Below are 17,720 nucleotides of genomic sequence, written 5' to 3'. Positions count from 1 at the left end.
ATTAAAGCAAAAAATAATTTTTTTTAAGAAGATTTTAATAGTCCAATATACGATTAGTCGCGTAACAAAATCCAGTCGTTATGGGAAAAATAATTCCATTCGGCTTTAGCGAAATCTACATTGGGATTGATCAAAACTTTTTTAGGCTGATGGTTTAAAGACACTTTACAGTCGATGAAAATGCTGATTTTTTTGCCTTTTTGGGCATATTTTTCGTTGATTTTTTGTGCCGTTTGCCAGATCATATCAGGCCTTGATTTCATCGATTTGATTTGCCGTTTGGTTAGGATTTTACTTAGTTTATACACTTTTCTTTTTCCAGTTTCATTGTCACGGATGATGAACTTGATATAACCGGTGCGGCTTCTAAGCATCATGCGCCAACTTAAGCGATGTCCTTCTTCTGACCACAGCACATCGCCTTTGATAAAAAAGTGTCGAACCGGAAGTGCCAGCTGAAGGATGAAATACGGAATGAAAAACCATTTAAGCGTGTTCTTCCCGTAAACGATCAGTTCCTCTTTTTGCGGAATCACATTTCTGAAGAAAATTTTCCGGATCGTGCTTGCCGGGAAAAAGAACACACTGAATGACAACGCAAAAAAAGGAAAAATCCCGATGTTCAAATGAATACTGTTAAACGTATGGAACAAAATTGCCGCAACGAAAGCATACATGCGCGTCCTGTTCCAAAGCAATAACGGAACGATTAGCAAATCAAATAAGAATCCCGAATAAGCAAGCAAATAATGCAGCCACCGTTGTTGGTAAAATCCCTTCCAGAAAGGAAGCGTTTGCTTGTGCAGCATGATTTGGATGTATGATCCGTCAAGCCAGCCCGGATATAATTTGGCCATTGCAGCAAAAAAATACACAATGCCGATCTGGAAAATCATCACATTAATGCACCAGGCCGGAATGTAATTCGTTTTTATCTTAGGAAAAATCTTAGCATCCAAAGAATAATTTCTATTCGCTGGCAGTAAAAACATGATGATCCCAATAAGCATCAACAAATAATAATGGTTGTTGTACATCGTTTTCTGCATGAAATAAAAACCTGCCCACAGGATCGTAAACAATGCCAGACTCCATCTGTAAAACAATCCGATGGCCACAAAAATCGCAGTGATTCCCATGATCCCGAAATAATAATACATGCCGTTTCCGGGCAATGGCTGTAGCCAATCCATCCCAATGTGTGAAAAAGTAAACTTGGGTTTGATCAGGTTTATTAAAACCCAGCCTGAAAAAATCGCTTCAAAACAATGCCACGCGAGTAAAATCCCAAAAAAGATTCTGAACAATGCCAAAGGCGCTATGTCAACAGGCGAAAATAAAAACCGTTTGCAGGCATCTGACTCAAAAATAAAGAATTTCTTATTTGGCATCATTATAAATTACGCAGCAAAACTAAAAGTTTTTTCAGGATTTATAAGCCAAAGAATTGATTTTTATGGAATGAAGAAAACAGATTTGACTTAAAGCAAAAATGCCGGCATTCAGGACGAATACCGGCAATCTTTTCTAACTAACTCTAAACCAAAATAATAAAAACCCTTTATTATTCTACAAAGGTCGCATATTATGCTACAGTTCAGTGTTAAGCCTTTGTTATATATGTGTTATTGATTGCTAAATTTAGCTATTTATTGTCCTGCAAAGCAAATACCCTTTTCAACAAATCGGAAGTACGCGCGGCAAAATTATTACGGATGTCCTTTTCTTCAACGGCAACCATTTTAAAAACGCCGTTCATCGCTTGCTGTGTGACGTAATCATTCAAATCTGGGTTGACTTTTTTGACCAATGGAATTGCGTTGTATTTTGTAATGATATTTGCCCAGACCTTATCAGCGCCGACTTTTCCAAGCGAACTTTTAACCACCGGATTGAATTTAGAATACAAAGCAGTCGATGTAGAGCTTTGCAGATAAGCCGTTGCCGACGTATCATTTCCCAGCAGAATATTCCGCGCATCGGTGAAAGTCATGTTTTTTACCGCACCGACAAAAATCGGCGTCGCTTCTTTGACGGCATTTTCAGCCGCGCGGTTCAGCACTTTTAAACCTTCATCCGCCAGACTCGACATGCCAAGATCGCGCAGCGTTTTATCGACTTTCTGCAAGTCTGAGGGAAGCAAAATCTTTACGGCTTCATTTTTAAAAAATCCATCGGTAGCTGTAAGTTTGGAAACCTGTTTGGAAATTCCGTTATTCAACGCTTCTTTGAGTCCGGCAGCAATGTCGGCATTTCCGACGCCAACCGTTCCAATTTGCGGATACTGGCTCGCCACCTGCTGCAATTCGGCACAGCTAAAAAGCAAAAACGACAAACCTAAAATCAATACTTTTTTCATCTTATTTTTTATCCTGTAATGCAAAAACGCTTTTCAGCAAATTAGAAGTTCGTGCCGATAAATTCCCGCGGATGTCTTTTTCTTCCACAGCGATCATTTTAAAAACACCGTCAAGTGCTTTATTGGTCACATAATCCACGATGTCCGGATTCACTTTTGAAACCAAAGGCAATGCATTGTATTTTGTGATTATCGTTGTCCAGATCTGGTCGGCGCCCACTTGCCCGATCGACTCCTTTACTACTGGATTGAATTTCGCATACAAAGCAGTCGAAGTCGAGCTTTGCAGATAAGTCGTTGCCGCATTGTCGCTACCCATTAAAATATTTTTCGCATCGGTTATTCTCATGTTTTTAATCGATGCCACAAAAATCGGGGTCGCTTCTTTCACCGCACTTTCTGCAGCACGGTTCAACGACTTCACACCTTCATCGGCAAGGCTCGACATGCCCATCGCGCGAAGGGTTTTGTCAACTCTTTGCAATTCTTCCGGCATCAAGATTTTCACCGCTTCATTTTTATAAAAACCGTCGGTAGCAGTGAGTTTTGAAACTTCTTTGGTAATGCCGTTGTTGAGTGCTTCTTTTAATGCCGCGCTGATGTCAAGGCTGCTTGTCGCAGATGAAGAGGAAGTGGTAGTTGCTGTCGCAACAGTCTTTTTGGCTTTTTTGACAAGCTTTTTCAATTGGGCATTTCCTAAGAACGGAACAAGCAATGCCAATAAAAGGTATTTTTTCATGTTTGATTTTTTGCCAAAGATAGCAAATAGCGTCAGACTATTAAAATATCAAAACTATCGATTTTGTTTATAAAATGTTAATGTTTACATTTGATAGTAACAAGAAATCACAAAATCATGAGCAATCACAACAAACTAACAACAGCATCAGGAAAGCCGTATGCCGAGAATGAAAATTCGCAAACGGCCGGCCCGCGCGGCCCAATCTTACTCGAGGATTTTATCCTGCACGAAAAAATGGCGCATTTCAACCGCGAAAGGATTCCCGAACGCGTCGTTCACGCAAAAGGCTCGGGTGCTTTCGGAACGTTCACGGTTACGCACGATATCTCAAAATATACCAAAGCAAAAATCTTCAGCCACGTTGGGAAAGAAACCAAAATGTTGCTGCGTTTCTCCACGGTCGGAGGCGAAAAAGGCTCCGCCGATACCGAACGCGATCCGCGTGGTTTTGCTTTAAAATTCTACACCGAAGACGGAAACTGGGATCTCGTTGGAAACAACACACCGGTATTTTTCATCAAAGACCCTAAAAAATTCGGGGATTTCATCCATACGCAAAAGCGTGATCCGCACACGAATATGAAATCGCCAACAATGATGTGGGATTTCTGGTCATTAAATCCTGAAAGTTTACATCAGGTTTTGATTTTAATGTCAGACCGCGGAACGCCTTACGGATACCGGCACATGCACGGTTTTAGCAGTCACACCTTGTCGATGATCAATTCGGCAAATCAAAGGCATTACGTCAAATTTCACTTTTTAACGGCACAAGGCATCAAAAATTTCACGAATGACGAAGCCGCGCAGATGAAATCGGTCGATATGGATTTTGCCCAGCGCGATTTGCTCGAAAACATCGAAGCCGGAGATTTCCCGAAATGGCACATGAAAATCCAGGTCATGACCGAAGCCGAATCCAAAACGTACCACATCAATCCGTTCGATTTAACGAAGGTTTGGCCGCACGGCGACTATCCGCTTATCGATGTTGGAACCATAGAACTCAACAAAAACCCAGACAATTATTTCCAGGATATCGAACAGGCGGCGTTTGCCCCGGCGCACGTCGTGGATGGAATCGGCTATTCGCCAGATAAAATGCTGCAGGGAAGAATCCTGTCATATCCCGATGCGCAGCGTTACCGTCTGGGCGGAAATTACGAACAAATCCCAGTAAACCGCTGCCCATTTGCCACCAACAATTACCAGCGCGACGGCCAGATGCGCGTTGATGGAAACGGCGGTAGCAAACCCAATTATTTCCCTAACAGTTTCGATGATATTGTGGTGGATGAACGTTATAAAGAACCGTCGCTCGAACTCGACAGTACCGTTGCCGGCTGGTTTGACCGCAACGAGAAAGGCGAAGACGACCATTATTCGCAACCCGGAAACCTGTTTCGTTTGATGGAGCCGCACCTGCAGCAAAACACGATTAGCAACATTGTTGGCGCGATGAGTGGCATCGACGGCCCGAAAAAAGAAGAAATCGTCAACCGCCAGTTGTGCCATTGGTTCCGCGCCGACATGAATCTTGGAATGGGTGTTGCGCAAGGCTTGGGCGTTCAGATTGATCCGGCAAGTTTTAGGAAATAGATTTATAGAAGTAAGACCGCTTCGCTGCAAGAAGCATGAAGCAAGATAAGAAGCTCACGAAAGTGGGCTTTTTTATTAGGAGCTGTTTCCCGCTTTTCGCTCTATCTTTTGTTCCGCTGTGCTCCACAAAAGGATGCCGCTTCAATCGGGGCTAATGCAGTTGTTTTCAATCGGTGTAAATCCGCGTGATCCGCGTGATCTGCGTTCCATTCAAGCCAAATTAAGTCTACCCAAATTTTACAAGAAAACAAACATCAAATTTTTAAGAATTTCGTAAATTGCCGACCTAAATTCGTCACAAAACACAAAATGGAACAAGCAAAACCATATATTCCTGTAAATAAAGTAAGAATTGTTACTGCCGCTTCGCTTTTCGACGGCCACGATGCCGCGATCAACATCATGCGCCGCATCATCCAGTCGACCGGTGTTGAAGTGATTCATCTCGGCCACGACCGCAGCGTCGAAGAAGTAGTAAATACTGCCATTCAGGAAGATGCGAATGCCATTGCAATGACTTCTTACCAAGGCGGGCACAATGAATATTTCAAATACATGCATGACTTGCTCAAAGAAAAAGGAGCCGGACACATTAAAATATTCGGCGGCGGCGGCGGCGTCATTTTGCCATCTGAAATTTCAGAATTGCACGAATACGGCATCGAACGCATTTATTCACCAGACGATGGTCGTGCTTTGGGCTTGCAAGGCATGATCAATGATTTAGTCAAACGTTCGGATTATCCGGTTGGGGATGTTTTAAATGGAGAAATCAACCATTTGGCTGAGAAAAATCCGACGGCAATTGCAAGGGTGATTTCATCTGCTGAAAATTTCCCGGAAGTTGCAAAAGACACTTTAGACAAAATCCACATTCAAAACCAAAATTCTAAAACGCCAGTTCTCGGAATTACCGGAACCGGCGGCGCGGGAAAATCCTCATTGGTTGATGAACTCGTTCGAAGATTTCTCATTGATTTCCCTGAAAAAACCATCGGGCTCATTTCTGTCGATCCATCGAAAAGAAAAACCGGCGGTGCTTTACTGGGTGATAGAATCCGCATGAATGCGATCAATAATCCACGCGTTTACATGCGTTCATTGGCCACACGCCAATCCAATCTGGCTTTATCCAAATATGTAGCCGAAGCGATTCAGGTTTTAAAGGCAGCAAATTATGATATTATTATCCTTGAAACTTCCGGAATCGGGCAATCGGATACCGAAATCATGGATCATTCCGATGTTTCATTATATGTTATGACACCCGAATTCGGGGCAGCAACCCAACTCGAAAAAATCGACATGCTTGACTTCGCCGATTTGGTTGCGATCAATAAATTCGACAAACGCGGCTCGCTTGATGCGTTGCGCGATGTCAAAAAACAATACCAGCGAAACCACCAGCTTTGGGATGCCGATTTGGATACTTTGCCTGTTTACGGAACAATTGCATCGCAGTTCAATGATCCGGGAATGAACACGCTTTACAAAGCGATCATGGATAAAGTGCACGAAAAAACAGATTCAGATTTAAAATCTGATTTTCATATTACGCGTGAAATGAGCGAGAAAATCTTCGTGATTCCGCCACACAGAACGCGGTATTTGTCTGAAATCTCAGAAAACAACAGGAAATATGATGCGACCGCTTTAACGCAACAACAAGTCGCGCAAAAATTATACGGAATTTTTAAAACCATCGAAAGTGTTGGCGGAAAACTTCCAACCATTACTAAAGCCGGAATTGACGAAGCGGTTTTAGAATCAAATGACGAAACGACAAAGCAATTTTTAAGTTTATTAGGCAAGGAATTCGACCGCGTTAAAATGGATCTCGATCCGTACAACTGGGAAATTATTCTGACCTGGAACGACAAAGTCAACAAATACAAAAATCCGGTGTACAGCTTTAAAGTCCGTGACAAGGAAATTAAAATTGCAACGCATACCGAATCATTATCACATTCCCAAATCCCAAAAGTGTCGCTTCCGAAATACGAAGCTTGGGGCGATATTTTGCGTTGGTGTTTGCAGGAAAATGTACCGGGAGAATTTCCGTTTGCTTCGGGATTGTATCCGTTTAAGCGCGAAGGCGAAGACCCGTCAAGGATGTTTGCCGGAGAAGGCGGCCCGGAAAGAACGAATAAACGTTTTCATTATGTTAGCGCCGGATTGCCTGCAAAACGGTTGTCAACTGCTTTTGACAGTGTGACATTATACGGAAATGATCCGCACATTCGTCCTGATATTTATGGAAAGATCGGAAATGCCGGTGTTTCAATCTGCTGTTTGGATGATGCGAAAAAACTGTATTCAGGATTTGATCTGGTGCATCCGCTGACTTCGGTTTCGATGACGATCAACGGCCCGGCGCCGATGTTGCTTGGATTTTTCATGAATGCTGCAATCGACCAGCAATGCGAATTGTACATCCGTGAAAACAATCTGCAGGTTGAAATTGAAGAAAAAATCAACGAAATATACAAGCTAAAAGGAACAATCCGCCCAAAATACCAAGGCGATCTGCCAGCCGGAAATAACGGTTTGGGATTGATGCTGCTTGGCGTAACAGGTGATGAGGTTTTAACTCCGGAAGTATATAACCAGATAAAAATCAGGACGTTGTCGCAGGTGCGCGGAACCGTTCAGGCCGATATTTTAAAAGAAGACCAGGCGCAGAATACCTGTATTTTCTCAACGGAATTTGCACTCCGACTGATGGGCGACGTACAGGAATATTTCATCACGCAAAATGTCAGGAACTTTTATTCGGTTTCGATTTCGGGTTATCACATTGCTGAAGCCGGCGCGAATCCGATTACGCAACTCGCATTTACGCTTTCCAACGGTTTCACTTACGTGGAATATTACCTGAGCCGTGGTATGGACATCAATGATTTCGGGCCAAACCTTTCGTTCTTTTTCTCCAACGGAATTGATCCGGAATATGCCGTAATCGGCCGTGTGGCGCGTAAAATCTGGGCGAAAGCCCTAAAAAACAAATACGGTGCGAATGAGCGCGCGCAGATGTTGAAATACCACATTCAAACATCGGGACGTTCGCTGCATGCGCAGGAAATTGACTTTAACGACATCCGTACGACCTTGCAGGCTTTGTATGCGATCTACGACAATTGCAATTCCCTGCATACGAATGCGTATGATGAAGCGATTACAACGCCAACGGAAGAATCGGTGCGCCGTGCGATGGCAATCCAACTCATTATCAACAAGGAACTCGGACTGGCAAAAAACGAAAACCCGATCCAAGGCTCGTTCATCATTGAAGAATTGACCGATTTGGTCGAAGATGCTGTATTGCAGGAATTCGACAGAATTACTGAAAGAGGCGGCGTTCTCGGTGCGATGGAAACCATGTACCAACGCTCAAAAATCCAGGAAGAAAGTCTGTATTATGAAACGTTGAAACACAATGGCGATTTCCCGATCATTGGAGTAAATACTTTTTTAAGTTCGAAAGGTTCGCCAACAGTAGTGCCATTGGAAGTCATCCGTGCGACCGAAGAAGAAAAGCAATACCAGATCGAAATGCTCGAAGAATTGCATAAAACGCACGCCGGAAAAGAAGACGAACAACTCAATGCGATCCAGGAAGCGGCGATCAGTAACCAGAATATTTTTGAAAAACTGATGGAAGCGACGAAAGTTTGTTCGCTGGGGCAAATCACTTCGGCGCTGTTTGAAGTGGGCGGGCAATACAGAAGAAATATGTAATTGCATTTATTTTATATCAAAAGCCTTTCGAAAGAGAGGCTTTTTTTATTTAAGCGGAATTATGATTTTATCGTTAAACCCCAAATGTTTTTCCGACATTAATTTTTTGAGTACGACAACTTCTCCACAAATCCATTCGGCTTCATATTCAAATTCGTCGAGATAATTCGCCCATTTTTCGAAATTTTCAGGCGGCAGGGTTTTAGCAAGACTTAAATGTGGCGATTTTGAAACTGATTTTAAGGAATTCATCAATACAATGATCGGATTTGGACCTTCAATTTTTAAGAATAAAGTTTTTTTTGGCTGATGGTCGAAAATGCCAATTCCGTTTAATCGGACAGAAAATTTTTTATGACCTTGAATCAATTTCCTCACAGTTTCTGCAAAATCAGCATCGTCCGTTAAGCGATCCGTCAAGGTAATGTGTCCGATCGATTGCAAATTCCGGTCGCCAATCGAAGCAATATCATTTAACTCTTTTTTGAAAGTTGCAATATCTTCCCTGACTTTTTGTGGAGGTGACAACACCACAAGATATGCATACAGCGGGCCAAATAAAGATGTCTGGTTGTAAACGCGATTCTTTTTGTGTTGTTTTGCCATAGTTCGAAATTGAATATTGAAGATACAAATTCCGGATTTTTTGTTTTCCTAAAATTATATTAAAACGGCTGGATTTTATTTTACTGAATCGTAACTTTAATAGGATAACAAAAACACACAGCTATGAAAACCAATATTTTAATAGTTACTTTCCTGATTTTTTCCATCGGGATAAACGCCCAGAAATCTGCAAAAAAACAACTTCCCGCACCTTACGCCACAAAATCGGTAACCAATTATTCAAATGTCATCGGATGGAAAGATGGCGAAACACCAAAAGCGCCCCAAGGTTTTACCGTTACCAAATATGCCGATGGCTTCGACAACCCGCGCTGGATGTATGCCATAACAAACGGCGATGTGCTCGTCGCTCAATCCAACTCCAATTACAGCATCCCAAAACAGGTTGGAGCTGCAATTATCGGAGCAGGAAGATCTAACGAACTCAGCCACAGCGCGGATGTGATTACGCTATTGCGCGATACCAACAACGATGGAAAACCAGATGTCCGAGAAACATTCGCCACAAAAGACAACGGACTCAACCAACCATTTGGAATGCTGGTCATAGGCGATTGGTTTTATGTGGCAAATACCGATGCATTGCTGCGTTTCCCTTACAAGAAAGGGCAAACAAAACTTGAAGGAAAAGGCGAGAAGCTGCTTGATCTTCCTGCAGGAAAACACAACAGGCACTGGTCGCGAAATCTAATTGCAAATGCTGACAATTCTAAAATTTATATTGCAGTTGGATCAGGAACTAATGTAGCCGAAGAAGGTTTTGACAATGAAATCAACCGCGCCGATATACTCGAAGTTAATCCTGATGGAAGCGGACTTAAAATTTACGCATCCGGACTTAGAAATCCTGTAGGGATGGATTGGGCGCCGGAAACTAAAACATTATGGACGGCAGTCAATGAGCGTGATGAACTCGGCAATAACCTGGTTCCGGATTATCTTACATCTGTCAAACAAGGCGGATTTTATGGTTGGCCTTACAGTTATTGGGGACAAAATATCGATCCGCGCGTAAAGCCTCAAAATCCAAATCTGGTTAAAAAAACCATTGTTCCCGAAGTCGACCTTGGGTCACATACTGCTTCGCTTGGGTTGGCATTCTACACTGGAAAATCATTTCCCGACAAATATAAAAATGGCGCATTCATTGCCCAGCACGGCTCTTGGAACCGCGACCCTATTTCAGGTTACAAAGTCGTATTTGTGCCTTTTAAGGACGGAAAACCAAGTGGTAAAGCCGAAGATTTCCTTACTGGATTTGTGGTCGATGCCAATAAAAATGAAGTCCATGGCCGCCCGGTTGGTGTCATACAATTGCCTGACGGATCTCTGTTACTGACCGATGACAAAACCAATAACATCTGGCAAATTTCTTACTCTAAATAAAAAACCGGGGCTGTAACGGCTCCGGTTTTTTTATGTTTTAAATGAAGGACAAATTACCTTTCTGCCCTGATCTTTTCACGGTGCATCGTACCCCAATTGCCTAGTGCGCTCAACACTTCGTGTAGCGTATCGCTATATCCGGTGAGTTCATATTCTACGATAACCGGCGTTCCGGTATGTACAGTGCGCTTTACGAAACCGTTCATTTCAAGATCCTTCAGCTCGGTAGAAAGCACTTTTGCAGAAATGCCCGTGATCGTGCGTTGCAGATCATTGAAACGGTTGTGGCCATCTTTCAGGGCGATGATAATTCTGAGTTTCCATTTTCCGCCAATCACATAAAGCGCATCGCCTACTGCTGTAAGATGATTTTGACAGACATTCGTGCATTTTTCTTCCATAATTAATTTATTGGCTTACTTATAGGTAACTACTAACCTTTTGTAAACTACTAACTTTTGATTAGCAAATGTAGCTAATTTTACATTTCAATTCAAAATTAAAAGTGATGAAAAACATATTGCACATTATTTCAAGTCCGCGTGGCGACGCTTCATTTAGCATCAAACTCGGCAATGCGATCATTGAAAAAATCGAAACGGCAAATCCTGGAAGTATAGTCAGGACAACCAATTTGAACGACAGCATTCTGCCGCACCTTTCGGCATCACATCTTGCTTCATTTTTTACCCCTGAAGACCAGCAAACATCTGATAATAAAGAAACGGCTCGCGCTTCTGAGGAAGCTATCGCCGATTTAAAATGGGCCGATGTCATTGTAGTGGGTGTCCCGGTTTATAATTTCGGAATTCCATCTGCACTAAAAGCATGGGTTGACCACATCGCAAGGGCTGGAAAAACGTTTAATTATTCGGCTAGTGGCGCAGAAGGTTTGCTCAAAAATAAGAAAGTGTATGTCGCTTTGGCTTCGGGCGCAGTATTTTCAGAAGGTCCAATGCAGGCCTACGATTTTGCCAGCCCATACCTCAAAAGCGTACTTGGATTTCTTGGGATTACCGATGTAGAAACCTATCGCGTCGAAGGCACGGCAATTCCTGATTTGGCTGAAAATGCACTTGAAAAAGGCATTGATAGCATTACTGTATAAGCTTTTTTCCATAAAATACAAAAGCGGAGCCAGTATGGTTCCGCTTTTTTTATGAATTAAATTTTTATTATTGTACTTCCGGCTGGTGTTTTCCCTCGTTGATTTCTTCGACCATTTTTTTATTAAATGCTGGCAAATCTTTCGGCGAGCGGCTTGTGACCAAACCGTTGTCTGTTACGACTTCCCGGTCGAGCCATTGTGCTCCGGCATTGATAAGGTCTTGTTTGATTGATGGATAGGAAGTCATCGCGCGACCATCAACCACGCCCGCACTAATTAGCGTTTGTGGCCCGTGGCAAATCGCGGCAACTGGTTTTCCATCAGTAAAAAAAGCTTTTACAAATTCCAATGCACGTTCATCTGTACGCAATTTGTCAGGATTTATGACGCCGCCCGGCAAGACCAGAGCATCATAATCGGAAGGGTTTGCCTGGTCAAGTGTAGTATTTACGGTATAATCCGGACCCCAGTCTTTTTCTGCCCATGAACGGATGGTTCCTTGTTCGGGGCTTACAATGTCTGCCGTCCAGCCTTGTTGTTCTAAATATTCTTTTGGCGATTTCAATTCGCTTTCCTCAAATCCGTTGGTGGCCAAAATGGCGATTCTCTTGCTCATGACTTTAAATTTTGATAGTTGTTGTTTACCCTAAAGTTAGCGATCTGATGTTCGAAGTGTTGCCAAAATGCTATTAAAGTTGTCGTAATATTTGTTAATAGGACACAGTAGCTTCCAATTATTTTTTGTAATTTGAAGACATAAATCCAACATCAAATGTCTGATAAAATAAAAGTAATCGTCACAGGAAGCACAGGAATGGTAGGAGAAGGTGTGATGCATGAATGCCTGCGGAGTGATGCTGTAGCAGCAGTTTTGGTAATCAACAGAAAGCCTGGCGGCGTGTCACATCCCAAACTAAAAGAAATCATCCACGCAGATTTTTTTGACCTGTCGCCAATTGAAAGCCAGCTTGCAGGTTATAATGCCTGTTTCTTTTGCCTCGGGATTTCATCTATTGGCGTGAGCAAAGAAGATTATGATACATTCACTTATGAACTGACGATGCATGCCGCTAAAACACTTTGTAAACAAAATCCGGAGATGACATTTGATTATATTTCAGGGGCAGGAACAGACAGTTCGGAAAAAAGTTCCCAGCATTGGGCGCGTGTCAAAGGCAAAACAGAAAATGACCTGATGAAATTGCCGTTTAAAAAAGTATACGCTTTCCGTCCCGGATTTATCAAGCCTACCAAAGGATTGAAACATACGCATTCGTTTTACAAATACATCAACTGGTTTTTCCCGATTGGGCGCGCCTTGTATCCATCGGGATTTTGTACGCTTGAAGAATTGGGCCAGGCGATGATCAAATCGGTGACAGTGGGTGATCCAAAAAATATTCTTGAAGGCCAAGACATTATTGCGCTTGCAAAAAGTTAATACTTTTCGAGATCTTTCTGTACGGTTTCGGCTTCTTTTTCGAGCAATGCAATTTCGGTTTTTTCCTTTTTGATGTCCTGGCGGATGAAAGCCATCAGACTCATATAAGTGTTGGCAATCCATACCAATGCAAATCCTGCAATGACATAACCGCGCCAATCGTTTAATAGCAAATGAAAATCGGTTAGGAATAAAAAAGCCACCGTTACATAATGACTGAAACAATACTCGCATGTAAACAGGTAAAAAAACTTTCTTTCGGGAAGCGTTTTTCCGTCCTTGCAACGCCTGGCGCAATATTCCCTTGGCTCCCGAAATACTTCTTCATGCGTAACAGTCCATGCCACACACGCAATTGGCAATGCCAATATAAAGAGCCAGAGGATTTGTAAAGTAATAGCCATAGGTCAAAATATTAAGCTTGATCTGACTAAGATACTAAATATTTAGCGTATAAAAGAATGCTTACACAACAATATGGCCCCAGTTTTCGCCTGTTTTGATTCTTCTCAATTGCATTTCGCTGATGCCAAATTCTTTTGCGAGTATCCTGAGCCTCGTTTTTCGCTTTGGGTCCTGCAGCCTTTTTTTAAGCCTGATCACCTGTGTAGAAGTGAGTTTGCCGTTGCCCAATACCTTGCGGGTTTTCGCAGCAATGACATAAGGGCTTGTTCGGCTGTGTTCAAGCATTTCGGCGCGGGTTGCCCATCGCAGGTTAGAAATATGGTCGTTGTCGCGCTTGCGGTCGAGGTGCAGTACATATACCTGCTCGTCAGAAGTCTTCGGGATGAAGAATTCGGCAACCGCCCGATATAAAAAAATGTACTTGTTTTTCTTTTTCTCGCTCTCGCCGTCGCGGATTTTGTAGTGTAATGTCCGGTAACCATCTGCCCGTCCGCCAGATAGCTCACGGCCATCTTCAAAAGTCTGGGTATAGCTGATTAGCCTTCCATAATTGGAAACCGCATAACGCATCTTTAAAGGTGCATCAATGACGATTTCCCTGAAAGTTTCAGAGGTTTTAAATCGCAGCATATGTCTTGTTTTAGGAGTGTGGTATTTTCCTTGGTGTTCCAAAGTTAATAAAATGATTCTCTCAAAAAAAAGAAATTGTAAAAAAAAGTCAAATCTTAAGTAAAGTGCCAAATAATTAGGGATAGTCGGATGTAAGAATAGTAATAAGAATGTTTAAGCCCAGGAAAAAGTGCGGGGAAGAGTTTAGGCCAATGCAATCCGGATTCCTTTATACGCACGGTTTCCTGTTGTCCGATTAAAAAAATAGCTTTAATGAAAAGGGCTATTTTCGGGAGAAATTACCTTAAATGAACAAATGATCAAACTGTAAGAAAACTTTTCTGAAGCGGTTTTGCTTGATGATTGGTGTTGGTTACGGAGTGGCTGCATCAGGGATGGCAGCGGCATCCTTTATATGGTGCAGCACAGCGGAACCGTATAAAGATAAAGCGGACAGCCCGTGCCGCAGGCGATGCCCAAATAAAAAGTATTTGGCTTTAAAAATTAAAAGGGATGATATCTTTTTTGCCTGCTGTTGCTATAATTTATGCGATTGTTTTACCGGAAGCAACACGACAAAAGCCGCGCCCTTTCCTTTTTCAGCAATGGCATAAATGTTACCGTGGTGGTTTTGCATGATCTTTTTGCAGATCGCTAGCCCGATGCCGGTGCCCACATATTCTGTTTTGCCATGCAGCCTTTGGAAAATGTTGAAAATCTGTTCGGCATGTTCCTGACGGAATCCGATGCCGTTGTCTTTGAACTCGATTTTATAGTACAGTCCGGCTTCGTAAATGCCGTGTTCTACCGCTTCGTTTTCAGATAAGGCCGATGCGGTGATGCTGATATCGGGCGCAACATCGTCACGGCTGTATTTTAAGGAATTCGAAATCAGGTTTCCGAAGAGCTGCGACATCTGTAGCGGAATCGCTTCAATTACGGGTAATTCATTGAAATGGACGTTGGCATTTTTTTGTTCGATGATCAGGTCAAAATCAGTCAGCGCGCCATGTGCAATTTCATTCAGGTCGACCGCCGTAAAAGCATCATTTTCTTTGCCAAGTTGTGAATAGGCGAGGATGTCGCGTATCAAATTCATCATCCTGACGGCAGAGACATTGATTTTGTTAAGGTAGTTTTTGGTCTGAATGTTGGTTTCGCCAAGACTGTCTTCGAGCATTTTAGCAAAAATGTTGATCTTTCTTATCGGCTCCTGAAGGTCATGGGAAGCAATGTAGGCAAATTGTGCGAGTTCGGCATTGTTCTTTTGAAGGCTGTTGTTGGCTTGTCCCAGTCCGGCATTGGCTTCCTGCAGTTCCTCTGTTCTTTTCCTGACCTCGTATTCGAGCTGTTGCTGCAGGATGCGTTCTTTGGTAACATCCTGTGCGGTGCCGCGAAGAATTTCGGGCTGGCCGTTGGCATCGTAAAATACCTGTGCTTGTGCATGAATGATGCGTCGTTCTGCGGTTTGGTAGTTGATGATCGGATGCTCATTGGTATAATTTCCAGAACCGTCTGGTTTTACGGCTTCCTGAATGGCATCGATGACTTGTTGCCTGTATGCTTCAGGAACAGGATTATAGGCTTCTAAAATGTGTTTGGAATCTGCTGAAAAGCCCAGCCAGTCAATAAATCTTTGCGAATAGCTGAAAATATTGTTCTTAATGTCGAAGCTCCATGTAGACAGTCCTGCAAGTTCTACCGCACCGCGTAAGGTGGCTTCGGCTTCTTCAGATTTTTGTTTGGCTTTTACGGTATCAGTCACATCGATTGCTATGTCCAGAATCGCATATACTTCGCCATTTTCATCAAATAAAGGCGAATAGGTAATGTTGTAATAATTGTAGGTCATGATCCCATTTTGGACGATCTTAACTTGTGCGCCGTCGCTTTGGAACATGGTCCCGGTAGTAAACACATCGTCGAGGATTTTGAGGAAAGGCTGGCCTTCAGTCAAAAGCTCGGGCATGACTTCACGCAGCGGTTTTCCTGAAATATCAGGCCCTTTTCCTACGATGTCGATAAACATTTTATTGGGCAACTCTACGATGAGGTCGCGGCCAACAAACAATCCGATTCCGGCCGGTGCATTGGCAATCACCGAACGCAACTTGGCTTCGCTGGCTTCTACTTTCTTTCGCGAAGTGACTTGCTGGGTGACATTTGTGGCAACGACAAATACGCCATAAGTCGTGCCGTCATCATTGAATTGGGGTTGGTATACCAAATCGACATATATGGTTTCGAGTTTGCCGTTTCTGAATAATTCTGCCGAAACTTCATCGGCTATGAACGGATTTCCGCTGTCGAGAACTTCGTACAAAATTTGGTCAAACCCTTGGCCTGCAAGCTCAGGCAAAGCTTCAAGCAATGGCTTTCCAATTACTTGTTCAGGCGTTCTGCCTACCAATTCACCGTAGAACGGATTGGCCATTGTAAATTCGAGATGCTCTTTTTTGATGATCGCAATTCCTACAGGTGCTTCTTCAAAGGAGGCGAGGAGTTGCTTTTGGAATTTGTCAACGCGCTGTTTGGCAACAACCCTGTCGGTGACATCTACGGCCATGTCCATGATGGCATATACTTCACCAGCGGAATTGCGCAACGGTTTGTATGTAAAATCAAAATAATAAATTCCGGGAATGCCGTCAACGATTAGTTCACAAGGCGCTTCAGTTGACTCATAAGTTTTCCCGGAAGTGTAGACTTCGTCGAGAATATCGAGAAACGACTGCCCTTTTAGTTCGGGAACGGCTTGGGCGAAAGGTTTTCCGAAAACGGTATTTCCTTTACCCCAAAAGCTCAGCATTTTTTCATTTGCGACTTCAACCACCATATCCCGGCCAGCAAAAAGACAAGTAGCTACAGGTGCTTCTTCGATCAGGGATCGGAAACGCGCCTCGCTTTCTTCAATGTTTTTCTTGGCGACATTTAAATCCGTGACAACGGCTGCGGTATTCATAATGCCGTAGACTTTTCCGTCAGAATCAAATAACGGCGTAAAGCTGTAATTGAAATAGTAAGGTTTTACAGAACCATCTTCTGCGATAAGGTCAAGGTATTGGTTTTCGGCATGAAATGGAATTCCGGTGTCATAAACCTGATCGAGTTGCTCGAATATTTTTTGGTTGGTAAGCTCAGGCAGGATTTTTTTATAGCTTTTGCCGATGACATCGCTGCCTTTGCCAAAAACATCGAGTATCGATTGGTTGGCGAGTTCGATGATCATGTCTTTCCCAATATAAACACCTATCGGAAAAGGTGCGCTTTCCACGATTGTCCGCAGTTTATGGAGGCTTTCGTCAACGGCTGTTTTCTGGTTGTGGATGCTCACGACAGTACCGGCCATACCTATGTAATTTCCATCGGAAAAACGCGGTGTTCCTTTGTCGATGAACCATTGGTAATTTCCGGTTTTGTCACGCAGCCTGTAAATTAGGTCAAAAGGCTGCTGTTTTTCATTGGCCTCAATGAAAATTTTTGCAGCCGGTTCCCGGTCATCTTCATGTATGGCAAGTGTCCATCCAAAACCTAAGGCATCGGCTTCATTTTGCCCCGTATAATCAAACCATTTTTTGTTGAGCCAGGTGCAGCTGCCGTCGCGATCGCAAGTCCAGAAGATTGCCGGGCCGTCATCGATCAGCGAAGCCATGTCAGAATAACTGAGCGAAAATTCCGATGGTTTTGTATGGATGTCCTTTTTCAA

14 protein-coding genes are annotated in these 17,720 nt (G+C 43.0%); 5 read left to right on the top strand and 9 right to left on the bottom strand.

The features are described 5' to 3' along the window. Nucleotides 1-53: 53 nt before the first annotated feature. The 3 genes from BLS32_RS11970 to BLS32_RS11960 form a co-directional block, all read right to left on the bottom strand. Nucleotides 54-1,391, bottom strand: coding sequence for an HTTM domain-containing protein (locus BLS32_RS11970; RefSeq protein WP_091396158.1), 1,338 nt, complete (start codon nt 1,389-1,391; stop codon nt 54-56). A 254-nt stretch (nt 1,392-1,645) separates the two neighbouring features. Further along, entirely contained in the window at nt 1,646-2,359 is a 714-nt protein-coding gene (locus BLS32_RS11965; RefSeq protein ID WP_091395966.1) for a DUF4197 domain-containing protein, read from the bottom strand. A gap of 1 nt (nt 2,360) precedes the next feature. Continuing rightward, nucleotides 2,361-3,098, bottom strand: a complete 738-nt coding sequence (locus BLS32_RS11960) for a DUF4197 domain-containing protein (protein WP_091395963.1) — start codon at nt 3,096-3,098, stop codon at nt 2,361-2,363. Nucleotides 3,099-3,215: 117 nt separating this feature from the next. On the opposite strand from BLS32_RS11960, the gene BLS32_RS11955 reads away from it, so the two are divergent. Continuing rightward, entirely contained in the window at nt 3,216-4,700 is a 1,485-nt protein-coding gene (locus tag BLS32_RS11955) for a catalase (protein ID WP_091395961.1), read from the top strand. Between the two features lie 309 nt (nt 4,701-5,009). Beyond that, nucleotides 5,010-8,438 (top strand): methylmalonyl-CoA mutase family protein, encoded by a 3,429-nt coding sequence (locus BLS32_RS11950; RefSeq protein WP_091395958.1) that lies wholly within the window; start codon nt 5,010-5,012, stop codon nt 8,436-8,438. Nucleotides 8,439-8,483: 45 nt separating this feature from the next. On the opposite strand, the gene BLS32_RS11945 is transcribed toward BLS32_RS11950, so the two are convergent. After that, on the bottom strand, nt 8,484-9,044 hold the full coding sequence (locus BLS32_RS11945; protein WP_091395955.1) for a 2'-5' RNA ligase family protein: 561 nt from the start codon (nt 9,042-9,044) through the stop codon (nt 8,484-8,486). Nucleotides 9,045-9,167: 123 nt separating this feature from the next. Between BLS32_RS11945 and BLS32_RS11940 the strand changes: the two genes are divergently transcribed. Next, entirely contained in the window at nt 9,168-10,451 is a 1,284-nt protein-coding gene (locus BLS32_RS11940; RefSeq protein ID WP_091395953.1) for a PQQ-dependent sugar dehydrogenase, read from the top strand. A gap of 53 nt (nt 10,452-10,504) precedes the next feature. Here the strand turns inward: BLS32_RS11940 and BLS32_RS11935 are convergent, their stop codons facing one another. Next, nucleotides 10,505-10,852 (bottom strand): winged helix-turn-helix transcriptional regulator, encoded by a 348-nt coding sequence (locus tag BLS32_RS11935; RefSeq protein WP_091395951.1) that lies wholly within the window; start codon nt 10,850-10,852, stop codon nt 10,505-10,507. 107 nt (nt 10,853-10,959) lie between these two features. On the opposite strand from BLS32_RS11935, the gene BLS32_RS11930 reads away from it, so the two are divergent. Beyond that, nucleotides 10,960-11,559: an FMN-dependent NADH-azoreductase gene (locus BLS32_RS11930; RefSeq protein ID WP_091395948.1), complete on the top strand. Its 600-nt coding sequence runs from the start codon at nt 10,960-10,962 to the stop codon at nt 11,557-11,559. 67 nt (nt 11,560-11,626) lie between these two features. Here BLS32_RS11930 and BLS32_RS11925 read toward each other — a convergent pair whose 3' ends face one another. Continuing rightward, nucleotides 11,627-12,175 carry a type 1 glutamine amidotransferase domain-containing protein gene (locus tag BLS32_RS11925; RefSeq protein ID WP_091395946.1) on the bottom strand — a complete coding sequence of 183 codons (549 nt, stop codon included), beginning with the start codon at nt 12,173-12,175 and terminating at the stop codon, nt 11,627-11,629. Nucleotides 12,176-12,331: 156 nt separating this feature from the next. Between BLS32_RS11925 and BLS32_RS11920 the strand changes: the two genes are divergently transcribed. After that, nucleotides 12,332-13,000, top strand: a complete 669-nt coding sequence (locus BLS32_RS11920) for an NAD-dependent epimerase/dehydratase family protein (RefSeq protein WP_091395944.1) — start codon at nt 12,332-12,334, stop codon at nt 12,998-13,000. Here BLS32_RS11920 and BLS32_RS11915 read toward each other — a convergent pair. The 3 genes from BLS32_RS11915 to BLS32_RS11905 all read right to left on the bottom strand — a co-directional run bounded on the left by BLS32_RS11915 (nt 12,997) and on the right by BLS32_RS11905 (nt 17,720). After that, nucleotides 12,997-13,404 (bottom strand): hypothetical protein, encoded by a 408-nt coding sequence (locus BLS32_RS11915; RefSeq protein WP_091395942.1) that lies wholly within the window; start codon nt 13,402-13,404, stop codon nt 12,997-12,999. The two genes, BLS32_RS11920 and BLS32_RS11915, sit on opposite strands and share 4 nt — an antisense overlap. A 61-nt stretch (nt 13,405-13,465) precedes the next feature. Next, nucleotides 13,466-14,035, bottom strand: coding sequence for an NUMOD4 domain-containing protein (locus tag BLS32_RS11910; protein WP_091396155.1), 570 nt, complete (start codon nt 14,033-14,035; stop codon nt 13,466-13,468). A 517-nt stretch (nt 14,036-14,552) separates the two neighbouring features. Then, the gene (locus tag BLS32_RS11905) at nt 14,553-17,720 is read right to left on the bottom strand and encodes a PAS domain-containing protein (protein ID WP_091395939.1); all 3,168 of its coding nucleotides are present in this window, start codon (nt 17,718-17,720) and stop codon (nt 14,553-14,555) included.

It is taken from the genome of Flavobacterium noncentrifugens, from assembly GCF_900100375.1.
GTDB lineage: Bacteria > Bacteroidota > Bacteroidia > Flavobacteriales > Flavobacteriaceae > Flavobacterium > Flavobacterium noncentrifugens.
This window is presented reverse-complemented; position numbering and strand designations above follow the sequence as displayed.

Coding starts and splice junctions, on each gene's coding strand:
- BLS32_RS11970 (WP_091396158.1), bottom strand. CDS start 1,391: ATGCCAAATAAGAAATTCTTTATTTTTGAGTCAGATGCCTGCAAACGG.
- BLS32_RS11965 (WP_091395966.1), bottom strand. CDS start 2,359: ATGAAAAAAGTATTGATTTTAGGTTTGTCGTTTTTGCTTTTTAGCTGT.
- BLS32_RS11960 (WP_091395963.1), bottom strand. CDS start 3,098: ATGAAAAAATACCTTTTATTGGCATTGCTTGTTCCGTTCTTAGGAAAT.
- BLS32_RS11955 (WP_091395961.1), top strand. CDS start 3,216: ATGAGCAATCACAACAAACTAACAACAGCATCAGGAAAGCCGTATGCC.
- BLS32_RS11950 (WP_091395958.1), top strand. CDS start 5,010: ATGGAACAAGCAAAACCATATATTCCTGTAAATAAAGTAAGAATTGTT.
- BLS32_RS11945 (WP_091395955.1), bottom strand. CDS start 9,044: ATGGCAAAACAACACAAAAAGAATCGCGTTTACAACCAGACATCTTTA.
- BLS32_RS11940 (WP_091395953.1), top strand. CDS start 9,168: ATGAAAACCAATATTTTAATAGTTACTTTCCTGATTTTTTCCATCGGG.
- BLS32_RS11935 (WP_091395951.1), bottom strand. CDS start 10,852: ATGGAAGAAAAATGCACGAATGTCTGTCAAAATCATCTTACAGCAGTA.
- BLS32_RS11930 (WP_091395948.1), top strand. CDS start 10,960: ATGAAAAACATATTGCACATTATTTCAAGTCCGCGTGGCGACGCTTCA.
- BLS32_RS11925 (WP_091395946.1), bottom strand. CDS start 12,175: ATGAGCAAGAGAATCGCCATTTTGGCCACCAACGGATTTGAGGAAAGC.
- BLS32_RS11920 (WP_091395944.1), top strand. CDS start 12,332: ATGTCTGATAAAATAAAAGTAATCGTCACAGGAAGCACAGGAATGGTA.
- BLS32_RS11915 (WP_091395942.1), bottom strand. CDS start 13,404: ATGGCTATTACTTTACAAATCCTCTGGCTCTTTATATTGGCATTGCCA.
- BLS32_RS11910 (WP_091396155.1), bottom strand. CDS start 14,035: ATGCTGCGATTTAAAACCTCTGAAACTTTCAGGGAAATCGTCATTGAT.